Consider the following 17,187-nt stretch of genomic DNA (forward strand, 5'->3'; position numbering starts at 1 on the left):
GTCAACCCTCCCATCTACGGAATAAAGCATGCTCAATATTAAAGCTGTCCAGCACCTTACCTACCATAAAATTGACGATATCATCTAAAGTCTCAGGTCCGTAATAAAAGGCTGGCATAGCCGGAATGATTCGCACTCCTAGTCGAGAAAGCTTCAGCATATTTTCAAGATGTATGGCATGCAAAGGTGTCTCACGGGGAACGATCACCAGTGGCCGTCCTTCCTTAAGCATCACATCTGCCGCACGAGTCATTAAATTGTCCGAGGTTCCGGCAGCGATAGCGGAGAGTGTACCCATTGAGCAAGGCATCACGATCATACCCTCCACACGAAAAGAGCCACTTGCAATCGACGCACCAATATCACCAATGGGGTGATACAGCAGAGAACCGGGATAGTCTCTGAACTTTTCGCTCAAATAACCGTCCCGGTCTGAGATATTAACGCTGAGCTCTTCCTTAAGTACACGCCAGCCCGCATTACTAACCACCAAATGCACAGTAAATCCCAGAGACAGCAGGGTTTCAGTTAAGCGAACTCCATAGACCGCACCGCTTGCACCTGTAATTCCTACTACAAAGCTCTTTGGTTTAGAGTGGGTCATTTGTAGAACTGCACCACCAAGTCAATCAAAGTAAAAGAGAACACGACAATACTGAGCACGCCGTTCATCGTAAAAAATGCGGTTTGCAAACGGCTCAAGTCGCTTGGGGATACAATATGGTGCTCGTAAAAAAGGATAATATAGGCAATCAGCATCCCTGCAACATACCACCAGCTCAAATCGGTAATAAACAACAGAGATACGAATCCAATACCGGTAAGAATATGGAATACTCGAGCGATTAAAAGTGCGTTAGCAACACCAAATCGAACAGGAATCGAATAAAGACCTTCCTTTGTATCAAATTCAACGTCCTGGCAGGAATAGATAATATCAAACCCCGCCGTCCAGAACACAATCGTGAAGTAAAATACCATTGCCGTCCAGTCGACAGTTCCTGTTACCGCCACCCAACCTCCAAGCGGTGCCAATGCGATCGTCAAGCCAAGAATAATGTGACATGCCCAAGTAAAGCGTTTGGTAAAAGAGTAGAAGACCAGTAAAAAAACGGCAATCGGCAATAATTTAGTGGATAAAGGGTTTAACTTAAAGGCAGCCCAAAATAGTAAAAAGAAAGAAATCGCGATAAACAAAACCACTTCTCCTGCCTTCAGAAGGCCTGCTGGAATAGCTCTCCCGGCTGTCCGGGGGTTTCTAGCGTCACTAATACGGTCGATCAGACGATTCAGGCCCATGGCTGCACTGCGAGCGCCGAACATTGCAATTACAATCCAACCAATCTTGCTCCATGATGGCAATGATCCATACATAACAACAGAACCAAGTAATGCCCCCATAAAAGCAAAGGGCAAGGCAAACACAGTGTGTTCAAACTTGATCATTTGTAAAAAGATGCCCATTTTCTTAAACATCCAACTTCTCCTTGCGTCCAATATGTAATGCAGCGATGCCACCGGTTAAAGGATATGACTCAACCTTATGAAGTCCGGTTTCACGAAAAATCTCAGCCAGCTTTTCCCGATCAGGGAAAAGAGCCAGTGATTCAGGAAGCCATTTGTATTGTTCATAGCTCTTAGCGAACAACTTGCCCAGTAAGGGAAGCACGCGCTGGAAATAAAAATAGTACACGCCTTTGAACGGCTGAACTGTAGGTTTGGAAAGCTCTAGACATACGACCATGCCTCCGGGTTTCACCACCCGCTTCATTTCGTTAAGCACCTGAACAAGATCAGGCACGTTCCGCAGTCCGAAGCCAATCGTTGCATAATCAAAGGAGTGATCCCCGAATGGAAGATTCATTGCGTTGCCCTGTACGAGGGAAATTCGGTCTTCAAGCCGGTGTTCTTTTACTTTACGACGGCCAACCTCGAGCATACCAGCGCTAAAATCCAACCCAATGACCGACCCGGTCTTGGTGGTTTCCGCCATTGTAATACTCCAGTCACAAGTCCCGCAGCATAAATCAACCGCATTGTCTCCTGACTTCATAGCCATCTTCTTCATTGCGAACTTACGCCATGCCTTATGGCGTCGAAAACTTAAAATATCGTTCATAATATCATAATTGCCCGCAATACTCTCAAAAACGGAGTGTACGTACTGCTCTTTGGGCTTCACAGCATTTTCTGAGGCGGCTGTTGTTTTCTCTATAGACATAATTAACCCTCCCCGGCAGCTTGTCCCGTAATTTTCATCTGGAGCAGGAATCGATCCAGCGCAGCACTTAATTCTTTAATTAGGCTTTCATCTTTAACACCTTGCAGTATGCCTTGAATGGTCTCCACTGATTGATGCAATTTGTCCTTCAATAGTGAGTCACATTTATATTTCATTTTTAGTTTCTTCCAGTCCTTATGGTCCATATTCCGATTCTGCAACAGGGGCTTCTCGTCCTCTGTCACTGCATCCAGCAAATGCAAATAACAGTAACCATCAATGGCTTCGGCAGGATCGCCACTACGGCGCAGCTCCATAACTACCGTCTCACAGTGGGAGAACTCATGCAGCAGACTTTGCCACAGATCCGCAAGGGATTCTTCAATCATTGGGGTAAAAGAAAGGAACAGCTGCATATTCAGCTGTACCGTGTGTCGCAGATATTGTTCCGCTGTAAGCAGCATTCCACGCATTTTACTGTAAAGATGTGCCTTCATTACATTTAATTCAGCAATGGCCGTACTGAGGATACCCACCATCTCTATCTGTTCACTTTTTGCGAGTAATTGGTAAAACCAGCTGCTGAAGTAATCTCCAGCAAGCACCTTAAGCTGACGGGAACGCATCGTATCTTTATCAGGATCGCCATTAGAACGGTCAATGACTTCATGGGTATCCAGACCCAGTTGTACAAGTGTGGTTACTAATGTATATAATTCTCCATTGTTTTGCGGGCCCGAGGCGCCATGATTGAGAAATATATATAATAAATGTCCACGGACATCAGGAAATGGCGGCAATTCCGCATGCCGCTGAATCATATCGTAGTCTGTATAGGGTTTAGCTAGCTGTGGTATGCGGTACGGTTTCATTTCAGCCTCCGAGCCAATGACATTATGACAATTTCTTTGTTCACAATCTTGTCTATTATATCACATGTTTTTTTGTCACGCATCGTGGGTGATCCTAGTTTCTTTTACCCTGTTTAGGGAGATATGAACTGTTTATTCCATAGATCACTTTCGCTAATCCGAAAACCCATTTTAATCCGATCCGAAAGGGGCGTATTACCAGTAGAATCAAGCTCTCGCTGCAGCTCGTGTGACCATTCGGTGCGTCTGATATCCCCTGCCAGCAAGAGCCTACGACTTCCTAGCCATTTATCCTCAACTATCACACGCAACAAAAGCTCGTTCACATTAGGTGTATCTTGAAAAGCGAAGGAAATAACCTTTGACATATCTTTATATATTGCCTCCGGATCGGGATCATTACTTGTAATCTTCAAATCCAGTGACAGAATATTATTCTCCCAGCCCGCGCTGTCGATGGATAACATCAAAGGCAGAGAACCCAACTGATCCACGAGATTGGACTCATCAAGAACCTTATCCCTCCCGCCAATGAAGGTCTCCAGCACCCCATGCTCCCTCTGAAGGACAGAATCCATATCTGCCAGCTTAGGTAGCATTATAGTAGATGCTGCACTTAGCAGCAGAACAGCACCGATCCACCATCCCCGGTTCATGGACCTTCCCCCTCTATCCATCGTTTCCGTGTCTTTCGTCCTTTATACGATTATCATACTTACTTATATTTCGAAAAAAAGCAGGCTATGCCTGCTTTTCAGCTTTCACTCTCCAATTGTCCATGTTTCGTCCAAATTTCAGCTTTGCCGCGAATTTTCATTGCCGAGGTATGATCGGTAAATTGAGCGATGAGTACCTCGCCTTTATCCAGCTTTTCCGTATGGTGGAACCTTGTATCCAGACCTCGGGTCAGCCCGATTACTTGAACACCGTTTTCTTTCGCTTTGACTACGATATAATCGCTGCCAGTAGGAACGGGGCTGCCGGTATTATTGTTCTCATTCATCTCTAATCCTCCTCTGAACCTATTAATTCCATTTATGCTTCCAAAAAACAAATGCCGCCTTGGAGGGCGGCATTGTTGTTGTAACCAAATAAGGAATAGGATATGTAGAAATCTTTATTTGATTCCGTCTTTAAGCGCTTTACCCGGTTTGAATGCCGGAACTTTGCTCGAAGGAATTTCGATTTCTTCACCAGTTTGTGGATTACGGCCTTTACGTGCAGAACGCTCGCGCACTTCAAAGTTACCAAATCCAACCAGTTGTACTTTGTCGCCGCCTTGTAGAGCTCCCGTAATGGCTTCGAATACTGCATCTACTGCTTTGGTAACATCTTTCTTGGGAAGTTCAGTTGCTTCCGTTACTGCGTTGATCAAATCTGATTTGTTCATGTCTTCTCACCTCCCCGACCAATATGTTGCAATATCACTCACTGTTTCCGTTTCAGCGTAAAATATACGTGATAATCCCGCTACAAGCAAGACTCTGGCGCCCAGTGACCCTGAAGCGCAACAAACTTATAGTAATACAGCGCAATCATAATTTCAAGGCGTTACTTAAAAAAGGAGTAGAAAGTATCAACTTTCCGGTAATATATCACTGATTTCTTAGACCTATACTTCCAAAAAACGCAAATCGCTGCGCAAACCGCAACAAGAACAAGCCAGCCCCCAATACCCCAGAGACTGGCTTGTTCTATAGTTTTCACATCACATCTTTATCGTGCGTGAAGCTATCTCATTCTTACAGGATAATAGCGATCAAACCGCCTGAGCCCTCATTAATAATACGTCCAAGAGTTTCCTGAAGCTTGTAGCGGGCATTATCTGGCATCATGGCAATCTTACCTTGAATGCCTTCACGGACTATGGAATGCAGGGATCTTCCAAAAATATCGGATTCCCAAATCTTGATCGGGTCGTTCTCGAAATCCTGCATCAGGTACCGTACCAGCTCTTCACTTTGCTTCTCGGTTCCGATAATCGGTGAGAACTCCGATTCTACATCAACACGGATCATATGAATGGATGGGGCTGTCGCTTTCAAACGTACCCCGAAGCGTGAGCCTTGGCGAATCAGTTCCGGTTCATCCAGTGCCATTTCCGCCAGCGAAGGGGCTGCAATTCCATAGCCGGTGGTCTTGACCATCTCAAGCGCTTCCGCAAACCGGTCATATTCGCGTTTGGCGTGCGAGAATTCCTGCATTAATTGCAGCAGGTGATCCTTGCCGCGGATCTCTACGCCTACGACTTCCATCAATACTTGATCATAGAGCTCTTCTGGAGCGTATAGATCAATTTCCGCTACTCCCTGACCCATATTCATTCCGCTTAGGCCGGCTCTGTCAATGAATTCATACTCTGAAAATTGCGCTACAAGACGGTCTACATCCCGCAGGCGGCGGATATCCTTAACGGTATCACGAACAGAGTTTTCGTAGCTGCTGCGCAGCCAATGATTCTCATCCAGCACCATGACCCAACTAGGCAGGTTAACATTAACCTCGTGTACCGGGAACTCATAGAGCACCTCGCGAAGTACCCCGGTAACATCATCCTCAGTCATATTCGCAGCACTAAGCGTCATAACCGGAATATCATACTTCGCAGCAAGTTCTCCGCGAAGCTGCTGTGCTTCTTCGCTGCGTGGTCGAGTGGAGTTAATGACAAGTACGAAAGGCTTGCCGACCTCTTTAAGCTCCGCGATCACACGCTCTTCAGAATCCACATAAGAACTACGGGGAATCTCAGCAATCGTACCGTCAGTAGTAACTACTACTCCCAGTGTTGAATGTTCCTGAATAACCTTACGTGTGCCGATTTCTGCTGCTTCCTGGAACGGGATGGGTTCTTCGAACCATGGGGTTGAGATCATCCGCGGTCCATTTTCATCCTCATAGCCTTTGGCGCCATCTACAGCGTAGCCTACACAATCTACCAGCCGTACATTCACCTCAAGCCCTTCCGCCACCTTGATTTGAACAGCGTTGTTAGGGACGAATTTCGGTTCCGTTGTCATAATGGTTTTGCCTGCCGCACTTTGTGGAAGCTCATCTATTGCCCGTACACGATCTGCTTCATTCGTAATGTTAGGCAATACAATCGTCTCCATAAAACGTTTAATGAATGTTGATTTTCCCGTGCGGACCGCGCCGACGACTCCAAGATAAATGTCTCCGCCGGTTCGCTCGGCAATGTCCTTGAAAATATCCACTTTTTCCAAAAGAGATCCCCTCCTCATATTACTCCGAAGAAAAAATGCCTGAAGAGCATCGACTTCGCGTTCCGCCGGCTTTCATGACCTGTTAGGGACATTAACCGGGCTTTGCGTATGTCCGCCCGAAGCTTAGCCGCTTACGATGACGGAACGTACTGCCCCGCGCTAAACTCCGAATGCTCGGACATGCATTTGGACTAGTATCATCATATGTATCCAGTACGAAATTATGACCTGCAATTGCGCAATTTGAATTATGAATTTCCAATGAGGTAGTAGTGTACGCATGCAGTCGTAGAGCGCCCGGAACCTTTCTCATCAATCATATGAGGACGGGATCTTGAAAAGAACTACTATTTATGGCGCGACCTAAAGAAGTCGCATTATGAGATGAACTTAACATTTATCTATTTTAGGTTTGGGCCGTAACTGCGGTGAATGTTGGACTTCCAACCGCTGTTGTCGTAAGACTTTCTGGATTTATACCGCTATTAGCGGATGAAATCCGGAGACAGCTTATGCTTTCGAAGCGAGCTTTCCTACGGAAATCTTTCGGCCGGACGCTACCGCTTTTCCAGTTCCAAAATCCCCCTCCGTTACTACATTCCTTTGTCAGTTTTTCAATTTCAATCAATATAGTTCCTAAAAATAAATAGTAATCTCTGAAGGCCCTTTTCAATTTAACCCGTGCTGTCACCCCAGTTATATAACACTGATTGGTTAGTGTTGGACAATACGGTGGGAGAACAGTTAATTGGGCAAAAAAATAAGCTGACCCTAGTTTATAGGACCAGCTTTTTAGCAAATCACGTCTACTCATATCCGTCCTTAATTAGGCGCCTGAGGGACTGGCTGTTCATTGATCCACAGATAAGGCAAGGATTTAACAGGAACATAATAGGAAGCCAGCTCCAAATCTAGCCTTAAATCTGCTGTTTGCTTCTGTGGGCCTCCATTTTTATTAATAACGGTCATAATGTCAAAAACATAATCAACGTAAACATTTCCGTTTTTATCCATAATAAACGGAATTTCCTGACCTGAATATACACTGGACAGCTTAATCGTTGCGGTTCCCGCTTTTTTCGAGTCAATCGAATAAAGCCCTGGATAAATCTCTTCCCCAACGGGAAGACCGCCCCCATGAGCAGACTTAAACCGAGTTACTTGAAGCTGTACGTCGTTTACCTTCTGAACCGTCTCAAGATCCATTACTTTTACGGTCGGGTTGCTCTCTTCATTTAAAATAAGAAAATATGCACTTCCACCCTTCTCAAATGCTGTGGCTGGAATGTCATCCACATATCCCTTTTTATTCAACATGTCAAGATCAATTCGAAATTTTTCATATCTTGGAGTGGTTATCTCCGCATTGATTATAGGCAGAACGCCTTCTTCTTGTTTGTAATCATCCACAGCCGATTGAATCCTTTTCACACTTTCGCGGTAATTAACCGTAGACCGACCTTCTTCTTTATTCGGGTACAGACATCCAGAGAGTGAAAAGGTCAGAAAGAGCAGTGCACTCATCATAAGTAGGCTGCGGGTCGGGAATTTCCTCTTCGCTCGTATGTATCTCATCGTGTCAAGCCCCCCTCTTCTGTTATCCTTCAATTGACATAGTGTCCTACCACAAATCTTCTTCCTCTCCACGCCGTGCAGCCTCCAACTTACGGCGAACTGCGGCCTTTAAGGGATCTTCAGGAACAATAACGGTAACATTATCCCACACGGCTGCCTGGCAGGCCAAACGTACTCCCTCATGCAGTAAGCTGCCGAGCTTGCGGCGTTCTGCATCGCCCGCAGGACGAACTGCTGCCGCATCCTGTCCTTCTATCCTTACCTTACACATAAGACAGCCTGCCTTACCTCCGCAGCGTGTGGTAATGGCTACACCGGCCTTACGGGCAGCCTCTAAAAGCGTCACACCCCGGGGCACAACAGCTTTTCGGTTATCCGGCTGAAATATTACGGTCAAACCCTGTTGAGATTTCATGATGTCATTTTCCTTTCCTAGACGAGAGACAAAGATACAGACAGATGCTGTTCAAGTAAACGCAAGTGGGACTCCTCCAATGTATTGCGTTGGGACAAAGACTGCAGCAGCGGTAAATGGCTTGCCAAATCCATTCTCATTACCGCAGCTATGCTTTCATAGCGGTCACTTCTGCCTCGTAGAATATTGAACACAAATTCATGAGCCAAGGGCATTAACCGCAGATATCCTATACCTTCAAAATAAGTAAGGGGGGCATCTTTTAGCAATAGGCTTGTCTCAACTATATATTGTGAATAACCGGAACAAATCTTGAAGCCGCATACCAGTTCAATAGGATAAGTTCCAAACCTGTAATGACTCATAACGGAGAAACAATCCTTGCTGTAGTTTTCCTCTGGGTGATCAAGAGACCAATGACTTAAAGCATTATGCAGAGAATCGGTCTCTCCCAGATCGGCATACAAATCTATATCACGAGGCGGTCTTGCCAGAGGTACATTATGAAGCAGCAGCCCGCAGCTTCCTCCCAGCAACCACAAGGATGAGTTCCCCATCCTATCCATGCTCAATAAATTGCATACACTCTTCAACGTTTCACGTAGCTCAGGTGGCATCTCTGCAGCAGCCATACCCTCACACTCCATTTCTACAAAATAACAGCTCAATTGTTATGAGTTACCTCTTGTTAGAAATACGTTTTGTTCAGCGCTATAAGGATTCCTGGTGTCTTTATAATTGCCTGGCAAGCCAAGCGATAGCCTTCTTCCAATTCCTCAGGATCAAGGCGTCTCTCTTCAGCTTTAGTTGGAGCTTCCAGAAGCTCTGCTCCGGCCTCCATATAACAACGACAGCGTGCGCATGTCCCGCGTGTACACAGGTTTTGCCAATCCACACCGTGCTTCAAGGCATGTTCCAAAAGGGTACTGCCCTGCTGAGGCTGAACTTCTTTGGTTACCGTTTTACCTTTTAATATTAATAATCCGTCCATTTCCGCCCCCTTTCAGCATAGCCTGTAGTCTCTTGTAAGGGCTCACATAATAGAAGCCACTCCGCCTAAAAAGCCAATGATCATCGTTACAAAAGCAACTACGGACAATACTACTCTGATCACGCCTTTTGTTTTACTGCGGGCAAAAGTAATTAGAAAAACAGACACTCCCATAATCAAAATTGCGACTAGGGACAACCACATTTTTGCCATTGGATCCATGGTCAAATCCCCCCTAAGCTGTTTTATATAGTGAACATCATATCATAAACCCCATTTCATTTTCTTTACAGAACGTTCAAAGATATAATATTTTTCACAAAAAAAAAAGAACCCACATCGGCTGCAGGCTTAGCATTAGATCATATGACAGCTTAATTTAGGGTCTGCTTTGCGAATTCATCTAGAACTACAGTCATCCCATCCCCAAAGTATATTAAAATGGAATGCGTAGCGCCTGATTGGTCTCATACTTTAATTTTATTGACATCACCGTTTTTAATCATTTTAATATATTCTTTACTGTAATCAATGGCCTTTTGTTCTCTTGCTGTTAATATTTTCCACAACCTATAAAAAAAGAGGAAAGAGAACCGGTAAAATTCTGTCCGATTCCTTTTCCTCTTGTCTTACACTACATCAAGCTATTTTTTTAGCATCATTTTCATTAACGTTTCCATGGTACCTGCCCCGGCTCCGCCCTTTTTAACCGTGTTGATAATATCCTGAATGGTATCCTCACTGACAGGTACTTTAGCCATTGCAGATACTTGTTTGATTAACTGGCGGAGCTGGGCTTCATTTTGCATCGTCCCCGGCTTGACCGTACTGGCCAGCTTTTTGACGGCGCCTTCCGTAATATTCTTACCCGCTTTTTTGTTAATGGCGTTCAACGCATCTTTGGAAAAATTTTTGCTCACTTTTCATCCCTCCTCCGTCAATCCCCACTAACAACATATGAGAATCTCCGGTAAAAGGTGAAAGAGCTTAGGAATGCCATTGCTCCCAGGTTTCCTGAGAAATAGCTTCCATCTCCGTTTTCCGATCACGTCCCATTAATGACTCCACGGCACTTCGCGGACTTCTGTCCTTGAAAAGGACATGATAGATTTGATCGGTAATCGGCATCTGCACGCCTAATTTGGCCGAAATCGCATAAGCTGCCTGCGTTGTACGAATTCCTTCAACAACCATTCCCATGGATTCCAGTACCTCCGACAGCGGTATTCCCTTGCCAAGCATTGACCCGGCACGCCAATTACGACTGTGCTGACTAGTAGCCGTTACTACAAGGTCACCTATCCCCGCCAAGCCGGAAAAGGTCAATGGGTTCGCTCCCATCTCAACTCCGACACGGGATATCTCTGCCAGACCGCGTGTAAGCAACGCAGCTTTGGCGTTATCACCAAAACCAAGCCCATCCGAAAGACCCGCTCCGAGGGCAATTATATTTTTAAGGGCTCCGGCAAGTTCTACACCAATGAGGTCGCGATTCGTATAGACTCGGAAATCATTGTTGATGAACAATTCTTGGGCTGCTGCAGCTGCTTTATCGTCCGGTGAGGCGACGACCACGGTTGTTGGACAGTGTCGGACAACCTCCTCTGCGTGACTAGGACCAGAGAGCACCACAACGTTCCCCTCAGCAATGCCAAGTTCCTCGGATATTACTGTCGACATCCGCTTCATGGTTTCCGTCTCGAACCCCTTGGTCGCATGTACACAGAGCATATCTTCCTTCCAATATTGTTTCAGACTATGGGCTACCTGACGCATTCCCGATGAAGGCGCTACAATCACAACAGCCTTAGAACCGGCTACAGCAGATTCCATATCCGTAGTTGCAACAATGTTGGATGGCAGAATAATCCCCGGCAGATATTGATCATTGGTGTGAGATTTATTGATCTCGGCCGCTTGATCAGAATTTCGCGTCCACAGATAAACCTCCGAATGATTAGCCGCCAGCACGCTTGCCAGCGCAGTTCCCCAGCTGCCCGCAACCAGTACGGTGACTTTATCAGACAACGCGGTCCCCCCCTTTTGCTTTGGAGCCAATTTTGTTCTCACGACCCTCAAATATCTTCACAATATTGGTACGGTGCCTCCAAAACGCGAAGAGTGCTATGGTAATACTAGTCCAGAGCACAGGCTGCGTAAAATCGGTCAGCAAAAGTATAACCGGTGTGAGAACAACAAAAATCAGTGAGCCAAGCGATACATAGCGCGTTATACATATGCACGCGATGGCGATGGCTCCCGCGATCAGGGCAGGCCAGAAACAAAGCGTAGCCATTACACCGATCGTAGTAGCAATACCTTTGCCGCCACGAAAATGGAAGTATATAGGCCAATTATGGCCGATAATAGCGGCGACCCCGCAGATAACTGCTACCCACGTTCCCCAACCACCAATCCAGGTTCCGAGCCAGACAGCAGCAATCCCCTTCAGAACATCCAGAAGGAGCACTGTTATCGCAGGTCCTTTCCCCAGAACCCGCAGCGTATTCGTAGCCCCGGCATTGCCGCTTCCGTACTGACGGATGTCAATTCCTTTCAGAAGCTTGGCGAGCAATACACTAAAGCTTACGGAGCCAAGCAAATAGCTTACAACAATGACCAGAAATTCAAGTGCCACACTGATTCTCCCCTAACTTTCGTCGGATTTACGCCGTGTAAAGATACGGATTGGCGTTCCTTCAAAATTAAATGCCGCGCGGATTTTATTCTCCAAATAGCGCTCATAGGAGAAGTGCATCAGCGAAGGATCGTTAACGAACACCACTATAGTAGGCGGTTTAACCGCAACTTGCGTTACATAGTTAATGCGCAAGCGTCGGCCTTTGTCCGTAGGCGGAGGATTAATAGCCACAGCATCGGATACAACATCATTAACCAAATGCGTCGTGATGCGCAGTGAATGCTGCTGAGCTACATGCTGTACGACCGGAAGCAGTTTTTGCAGACGCTGCTTGGTCAAAGCCGATAAGAAGACAACTGGGGCATAGCTCATAAACAAGAAATGGTCACGGACATTCTTCTCAAAATTCTGCATGGTTTTATCATCTTTTTCGATGACATCCCATTTGTTCACAACAAATATTGCTGCTTTACCGGCCTCATGTGAATACCCGGCAATATGTTTGTCCTGATCAATAATGCCTTCTTCGCCGTTAATGACAACGAGTACAACATCAGCACGTTCAATAGCACGCATAGCCCTCATTACACTATATTTCTCTACAGACTCATACACTTTGCCGCGCTTACGCATCCCGGCAGTATCGATGAGTACATAACGCTGTCCGTCTTTTTCGAAGGGAGTATCAATTGCATCACGTGTCGTTCCTGCAACTTCACTAACGATAACGCGTTCTTCCCCCAGAATTGCGTTAACTAGAGAAGATTTGCCTACATTCGGACGCCCGATTAAGGCAACGCGAATAACATCTTCATCATATGCATCTTCTGTAAGCTCCGGAAGGCGCTCAGTTACTGCGTCAAGCAAATCACCGAGCCCGGTGCCATGGCTTCCTGAAATACCAATAGGATCGCCAAACCCCAGACTGTAGAACTCATAAATATCGTCAGTACGCTTCATATTGTCCACTTTATTAATGGCAAGCACTATAGGCTTTCCTGAACGGAACAAGAGTTGTGCTACCTCTTCATCCGAATTCGTAAGTCCACTCTTAGCGTCGCACATAAATACGATGACATCAGCTTCCTCAATCGCCAGCTCTGCTTGAGCACGAATCGATTTCAGAATCGTATCATCACCGTCAATTTCAATACCTCCGGTATCAATTACACTGAATGATTTACCGTTCCAGTCTGTAATACCGTATATCCGGTCACGTGTAATGCCCGGTTTATCCTCTACAATGGCTACTCTTTCACCGATCAGCCGATTAAAAATCGTCGATTTACCGACGTTAGGCCTCCCAACGATTGCCACAACGGGTCTTGCCATATTCCATTCCTCCTGTCTTCCTATACGTTACTCATCATAGCAAAAATCAACAAAATTGGCTAACGCTCATCCAAACACCAATCTCACCGTTTATTTATTATTCCCCCAATAAGAGTCCAAAAAAACACAATCGGCGAACCCCCGTATCGAGGGTTCGCCGATTACTTTACCCGGTATGACTCCAAATATAAGAACACATAAGTTTAACCCTATATAGTATCCTTATATTTTGCTCTTCTTGGGTTAACGGATTAGTTGTTACCCTTAAATTTGTCCAGCTTATCGCCAAAACGCTCAGCAAGAGTAAAGCTAAGGCCTTCGTTGCTTAACGAAACGTTAGGGTTGTTAAGCACTTCTTTAGGACCTCTATCTCTGTTGCTGTTGCTGCTTCTTTCTGGTCTAGCTGAAGGAGCTGGAGCTTCTTCAGTTTCTTTGATGCTAAGGCTCACGCGTTTTTCCGAAGGATTGAAGTCAAGTACTTTCACTTGTACTTCTTGTCCTTCTTTCAACACTTCATGCGGAGTGCCGATATGTTTGTGGGAAATTTGGGAGATATGCACAAGACCTTCAACACCCGGAAGCAATTCAACGAATGCTCCGAAGTTAACAAGGCGTTTAACTTCACCTGTAACAATATCACCAATCTTGATTGATTCGCCGGCAGAATCCCAAGGACCTGGAGCAGCAGCTTTGATACTCAGGCTGATTTTGCCCTTCTCAGGATCAACTTTAAGTACTTTAACGCGGACTTTATCTCCTTCAGATACAACATCAGAAGGTTTCTCTACATGGTTCCAAGCAATCTCGGATACGTGAACGAGGCCATCAACACCGCCTACATCAACGAATGCGCCGAATTGAGTCAAACGCTGTACAGTTCCTTCAATAATTTGACCTTCGGAAAGCTCAGCCATAATTTTGATCTTATTAGCTTCAAATTCCTCTTCAAGAACTTCTTTAGCAGACAAGATAACTTTGCTGTTTTCACGATCCAATTCTTTCACTTTAACGCGCAAAGTACGTCCTTTGTAATCACTGAAATCTTCAACGAAGTGACGTTCAACCATGGATGCTGGAATAAATCCACGAGCGCCAACATCAGCTACTAGACCGCCCTTAACTACGTCAGCCACAGTAACTTCGAAAGTTTCTTGGGAAGCAAAATACTTCTCAAGATCTTCCCATGATTTTTCGCTGTCAATCGCACGTTTGGAGAGCACTAAGCTTTCCTTGTTATCGTTGATGCTGACAACTTTGCATTCTACTTCTTGTCCAACTTCTACCGCTTCAGCAGCGTTGTCCAATTGTACGGATGACAATTCGCGAATCGGAATTACGCCGTCGTATTTATATCCAATGCTTACATAAGCTTGGTTATCTTCGATTTTGACGATCGTTCCTTTCACGGTGTCGCCCTTTTTCACGGAAATGATAACTTCCAAATCCTCTTGGCTCGCTTCTTCATTACCGGCAACAGCTTCTGTAGTTCCGTTGTTCTCTTCTACCACAGCGGATTCAACAGTTTCTGTCGCTTCTGCGTTCTCGTTGTTCTCAACGTTATCCGCAGATTCCTGATTTCTAATTTCCTCAGACATGTGATTACCCTCCTCGATTCAAAACCCCATTTATTTAAACCCGCGTAGAGCAGAGTTCAAAACAATCATCATTACTTGAGAGAAAGCATAAAAACGGCTATCTCTATGAATAGTATGTTCTAACAATATAACGGCTATGCCGTTTTACCTCTTATAGACGGTATATGTGCCAGTTCAGTTACCTTTGGCTTGGCTTACCTGTTTCAAGCATCACACGGATCCTGCCCATAATTACATCAGTTACAGCTTCCAGCGAGTCACTGCCGGCACCTGCAAATTCACTGAGGTCTATTGGAGCTCCGTAGATGATAGTCATCCGCCGAAATAGCTTATAACGCCCGATAATGGCTGCAGGGACAACAGCAGCACCACTGCGAAGAGCAAAACTTGCTGCACCCTTTTTGGCAGATCCTGCATCGGAGTTACGCGTACCTTCGGGGAAGATTCCCATGACGTTACCGCCACGCAGCGTATTAAGAGCCGTTTTAATGGATTCTTTGCTAACGCCTTCCCGTTTAACAGGAAACGCGCCAACTTGTCTAGCGATCCAGCCAATCACAGGAACCTTGAAGATTTCCGCCTTGGCCATGTACTTCACATGACGTTCCAGCTTAATCCCCATAGTAAAAGGATCTAGCAGACTGATGTGGTTCGCACAGAGCAATACTCCACCCTCTTTGGGCACATTTTCTTTCCCCACCACTTTTAAGGGGAAGCAAATGGCGTAAATGAAGCGCAATAATCCTCGACAAATAACATAAATCATAGATGATTTCTCTCCCCGTCAACATGAGATCTGCAATGTGACACAATGGCTTCAACAACTTGATGGATATCCATAGACGTCGTATCAAGAAGAATTGCATCTTCTGCACGGCGCAACGGTGAAATTTCCCGGCTCTCATCAAGCCGATCCCGCTCTGCGATATCCTTCTCTAACTGTTGTAGACTCACTGCTTCCGCATCTCTCAATTCCTTATAACGGCGGAGCGCCCGTTCTTCTACACTTGCCGTCATGAATATTTTCACTTCGGCATCAGGCAATACAGTTGTTCCAATGTCGCGGCCGTCCATTACGACTCCCTTACGGAGCGCCATCTGACGCTGCAGATGACTGAGTCTGGATCTGACACCTTCGATTTTCGAATACTGCGACACCAAGCCGTTGACCTGAAGGCTGCGAATATGCGGCGTTACATCCTCCCCATTAATCAACACCTTCTGCACGTCTTTCTCCGGTATTAATTCAATCACCATATTGTGTACCCTTTGACACACATTATCGTAATCTTCCGAAGATATGCCTTCCCGAATCATATACCAGGTAATTGCCCGGTACATTGCTCCCGTGTCGACATAAATATAAGACAGCTTCTGTGCTACCAATCGGGCAACAGTACTCTTGCCTGCCCCGGCAGGTCCGTCGATAGCGACGTTTATTCTGTCGTAAATGTGTGTACCCTGCCTATCCAACGGGGCATTCCTCCTCAAACATCGTGCATACTTATTGATATTATCAAGAAAAAAGCAGGCATTGCCTGCGACTTATAAAATTATACCACAGTTTGTATTTCAGTGCAAAAGCGCACACAGTAAAAAAAGGATATAAATAAAGCTTTATCGGTTGCGAAAATCAAACTGCCGTTCAAAACAGTAGCGGATAATTTTTTGCCTTTCACCATCAGAAATCGAAGCGAATTTCAACATAGCCAGGTTTTTTCCACTCTCCAAAGGCTTAATTCTTACAACCTCACCTTCGAAATAGACATGCTCAGTTGAACCATTACGGTACGGAATTAGCAGCCAGCAGATTAGCTTATTTCCCACTTCGAGCTTTATGTTGTTATCTGTCAGGAAGGAGGTTCCTCCACCGCCGACATCATCGGTCCGAACCAAAAACCGTGTACCGCTCTCCGACTTTGCCGCAAGCTCCAGTTCAGCATTTACGCGTAAAAAACTGCGTCTTTGTACTTTGAAAATAGACTCTTCTGCAGGTTTATTGATCCGTATCATACGAATCACATCTTCTTTAAAACCGATTACATGAGTGTAGAAATAATTCTTAATTCCACCCTCGCTAACAAAATAAACGGACAGCTCGTCTCCCATAAATAACTTTTTAAGCTTTCCGCCTTTTTCCTGAATGGGAATTTCAATCAAAAAAGATTGATCCTCTGTCTCAGCAATTCTAGATTTGTATTCAATTTCTGCTTCTTCAGTATCACTGGAAGCGATTTGAATATATAGATAATCATTGATTTTAGGATACAAATCTGTCACCGCCACTTATGTAATAAGATATTGATAAAAAATATTATAACATG

21 protein-coding genes are annotated in these 17,187 nt (G+C 45.2%); all 21 read right to left on the reverse strand.

The genetic code is table 11. From position 1 onward, the window contains the following. Position 1: 1 nt before the first annotated feature. The 21 genes from PWYN_RS24140 to PWYN_RS24240 all read right to left on the reverse strand — a co-directional run bounded on the left by PWYN_RS24140 (position 2) and on the right by PWYN_RS24240 (position 17,134). Positions 2 to 604: a UbiX family flavin prenyltransferase gene (locus PWYN_RS24140; protein WP_036657183.1), complete on the reverse strand. Its 603-nt coding sequence runs from the start codon at positions 602 to 604 to the stop codon at positions 2 to 4. Next, on the reverse strand, positions 601 to 1,476 hold the full coding sequence (locus PWYN_RS24145) for a UbiA-like polyprenyltransferase (RefSeq protein WP_036657186.1): 876 nt from the start codon (positions 1,474 to 1,476) through the stop codon (positions 601 to 603). The genes PWYN_RS24140 and PWYN_RS24145 overlap by 4 nt, the downstream gene beginning before the upstream one ends. Further along, complete coding sequence (locus PWYN_RS24150) at positions 1,469 to 2,221, reverse strand: demethylmenaquinone methyltransferase (protein ID WP_052088373.1); 753 nt, start codon at positions 2,219 to 2,221, stop codon at positions 1,469 to 1,471. The genes PWYN_RS24145 and PWYN_RS24150 overlap by 8 nt, the downstream gene beginning before the upstream one ends. Positions 2,222 to 2,223: 2 nt before the next feature. Beyond that, the gene (locus tag PWYN_RS24155; RefSeq protein WP_036657189.1) at positions 2,224 to 3,093 is read right to left on the reverse strand and encodes a heptaprenyl diphosphate synthase component 1; all 870 of its coding nucleotides are present in this window, start codon (positions 3,091 to 3,093) and stop codon (positions 2,224 to 2,226) included. 113 nt (positions 3,094 to 3,206) lie between these two features. Then, positions 3,207 to 3,749 (reverse strand): hypothetical protein, encoded by a 543-nt coding sequence (locus tag PWYN_RS24160; protein WP_036657192.1) that lies wholly within the window; start codon positions 3,747 to 3,749, stop codon positions 3,207 to 3,209. A gap of 98 nt (positions 3,750 to 3,847) precedes the next feature. After that, complete coding sequence (gene mtrB / locus PWYN_RS24165) at positions 3,848 to 4,096, reverse strand: trp RNA-binding attenuation protein MtrB (protein WP_052088375.1); 249 nt, start codon at positions 4,094 to 4,096, stop codon at positions 3,848 to 3,850. 114 nt (positions 4,097 to 4,210) lie between these two features. Continuing rightward, positions 4,211 to 4,483: an HU family DNA-binding protein gene (locus PWYN_RS24170; RefSeq protein WP_036657196.1), complete on the reverse strand. Its 273-nt coding sequence runs from the start codon at positions 4,481 to 4,483 to the stop codon at positions 4,211 to 4,213. A gap of 352 nt (positions 4,484 to 4,835) precedes the next feature. Continuing rightward, on the reverse strand, positions 4,836 to 6,314 hold the full coding sequence (spoIVA, locus tag PWYN_RS24175) for a stage IV sporulation protein A (protein WP_036657199.1): 1,479 nt from the start codon (positions 6,312 to 6,314) through the stop codon (positions 4,836 to 4,838). A gap of 822 nt (positions 6,315 to 7,136) precedes the next feature. Then, positions 7,137 to 7,889: a hypothetical protein gene (locus PWYN_RS24180; RefSeq protein ID WP_240479823.1), complete on the reverse strand. Its 753-nt coding sequence runs from the start codon at positions 7,887 to 7,889 to the stop codon at positions 7,137 to 7,139. Positions 7,890 to 7,935: 46 nt separating this feature from the next. Further along, entirely contained in the window at positions 7,936 to 8,304 is a 369-nt protein-coding gene (locus tag PWYN_RS24185; protein WP_036657201.1) for a 2Fe-2S iron-sulfur cluster-binding protein, read from the reverse strand. Positions 8,305 to 8,321: 17 nt separating this feature from the next. Continuing rightward, complete coding sequence (locus tag PWYN_RS24190) at positions 8,322 to 8,972, reverse strand: hypothetical protein (RefSeq protein WP_169744150.1); 651 nt, start codon at positions 8,970 to 8,972, stop codon at positions 8,322 to 8,324. A 20-nt stretch (positions 8,973 to 8,992) separates the two neighbouring features. After that, positions 8,993 to 9,295 carry a 2Fe-2S iron-sulfur cluster-binding protein gene (locus tag PWYN_RS24195; protein WP_036657206.1) on the reverse strand — a complete coding sequence of 101 codons (303 nt, stop codon included), beginning with the start codon at positions 9,293 to 9,295 and terminating at the stop codon, positions 8,993 to 8,995. A gap of 42 nt (positions 9,296 to 9,337) precedes the next feature. Beyond that, positions 9,338 to 9,517 (reverse strand): DUF2768 family protein, encoded by a 180-nt coding sequence (locus tag PWYN_RS24200; RefSeq protein WP_036657210.1) that lies wholly within the window; start codon positions 9,515 to 9,517, stop codon positions 9,338 to 9,340. Positions 9,518 to 9,939: 422 nt separating this feature from the next. Continuing rightward, the gene (locus PWYN_RS24205) at positions 9,940 to 10,215 is read right to left on the reverse strand and encodes a stage VI sporulation protein F (RefSeq protein ID WP_036657214.1); all 276 of its coding nucleotides are present in this window, start codon (positions 10,213 to 10,215) and stop codon (positions 9,940 to 9,942) included. Positions 10,216 to 10,282: 67 nt separating this feature from the next. Next, positions 10,283 to 11,323, reverse strand: a complete 1,041-nt coding sequence (locus tag PWYN_RS24210; protein ID WP_036657216.1) for an NAD(P)H-dependent glycerol-3-phosphate dehydrogenase — start codon at positions 11,321 to 11,323, stop codon at positions 10,283 to 10,285. Beyond that, complete coding sequence (gene plsY, locus PWYN_RS24215; RefSeq protein ID WP_036657219.1) at positions 11,316 to 11,933, reverse strand: glycerol-3-phosphate 1-O-acyltransferase PlsY; 618 nt, start codon at positions 11,931 to 11,933, stop codon at positions 11,316 to 11,318. Before plsY ends, PWYN_RS24210 begins: the two co-directional genes overlap by 8 nt. A 12-nt stretch (positions 11,934 to 11,945) precedes the next feature. Further along, positions 11,946 to 13,268, reverse strand: a complete 1,323-nt coding sequence (der, locus tag PWYN_RS24220; protein ID WP_036657221.1) for a ribosome biogenesis GTPase Der — start codon at positions 13,266 to 13,268, stop codon at positions 11,946 to 11,948. 251 nt (positions 13,269 to 13,519) lie between these two features. Next, positions 13,520 to 14,863 carry a 30S ribosomal protein S1 gene (rpsA, locus tag PWYN_RS24225; protein ID WP_240479824.1) on the reverse strand — a complete coding sequence of 448 codons (1,344 nt, stop codon included), beginning with the start codon at positions 14,861 to 14,863 and terminating at the stop codon, positions 13,520 to 13,522. A gap of 178 nt (positions 14,864 to 15,041) precedes the next feature. Continuing rightward, complete coding sequence (locus PWYN_RS24230) at positions 15,042 to 15,629, reverse strand: lysophospholipid acyltransferase family protein (protein ID WP_036657224.1); 588 nt, start codon at positions 15,627 to 15,629, stop codon at positions 15,042 to 15,044. After that, the gene (cmk, locus tag PWYN_RS24235; protein WP_036657227.1) at positions 15,626 to 16,336 is read right to left on the reverse strand and encodes a (d)CMP kinase; all 711 of its coding nucleotides are present in this window, start codon (positions 16,334 to 16,336) and stop codon (positions 15,626 to 15,628) included. Before cmk ends, PWYN_RS24230 begins: the two co-directional genes overlap by 4 nt. 144 nt (positions 16,337 to 16,480) lie before the next feature. Continuing rightward, positions 16,481 to 17,134: a flagellar brake protein gene (locus tag PWYN_RS24240; RefSeq protein WP_036657229.1), complete on the reverse strand. Its 654-nt coding sequence runs from the start codon at positions 17,132 to 17,134 to the stop codon at positions 16,481 to 16,483. Positions 17,135 to 17,187: the final 53 nt, after the last annotated feature.

This window comes from Paenibacillus wynnii (assembly GCF_000757885.1).
Classification (GTDB): Bacteria; Bacillota; Bacilli; order Paenibacillales; family Paenibacillaceae; genus Paenibacillus_AQ; species Paenibacillus_AQ wynnii.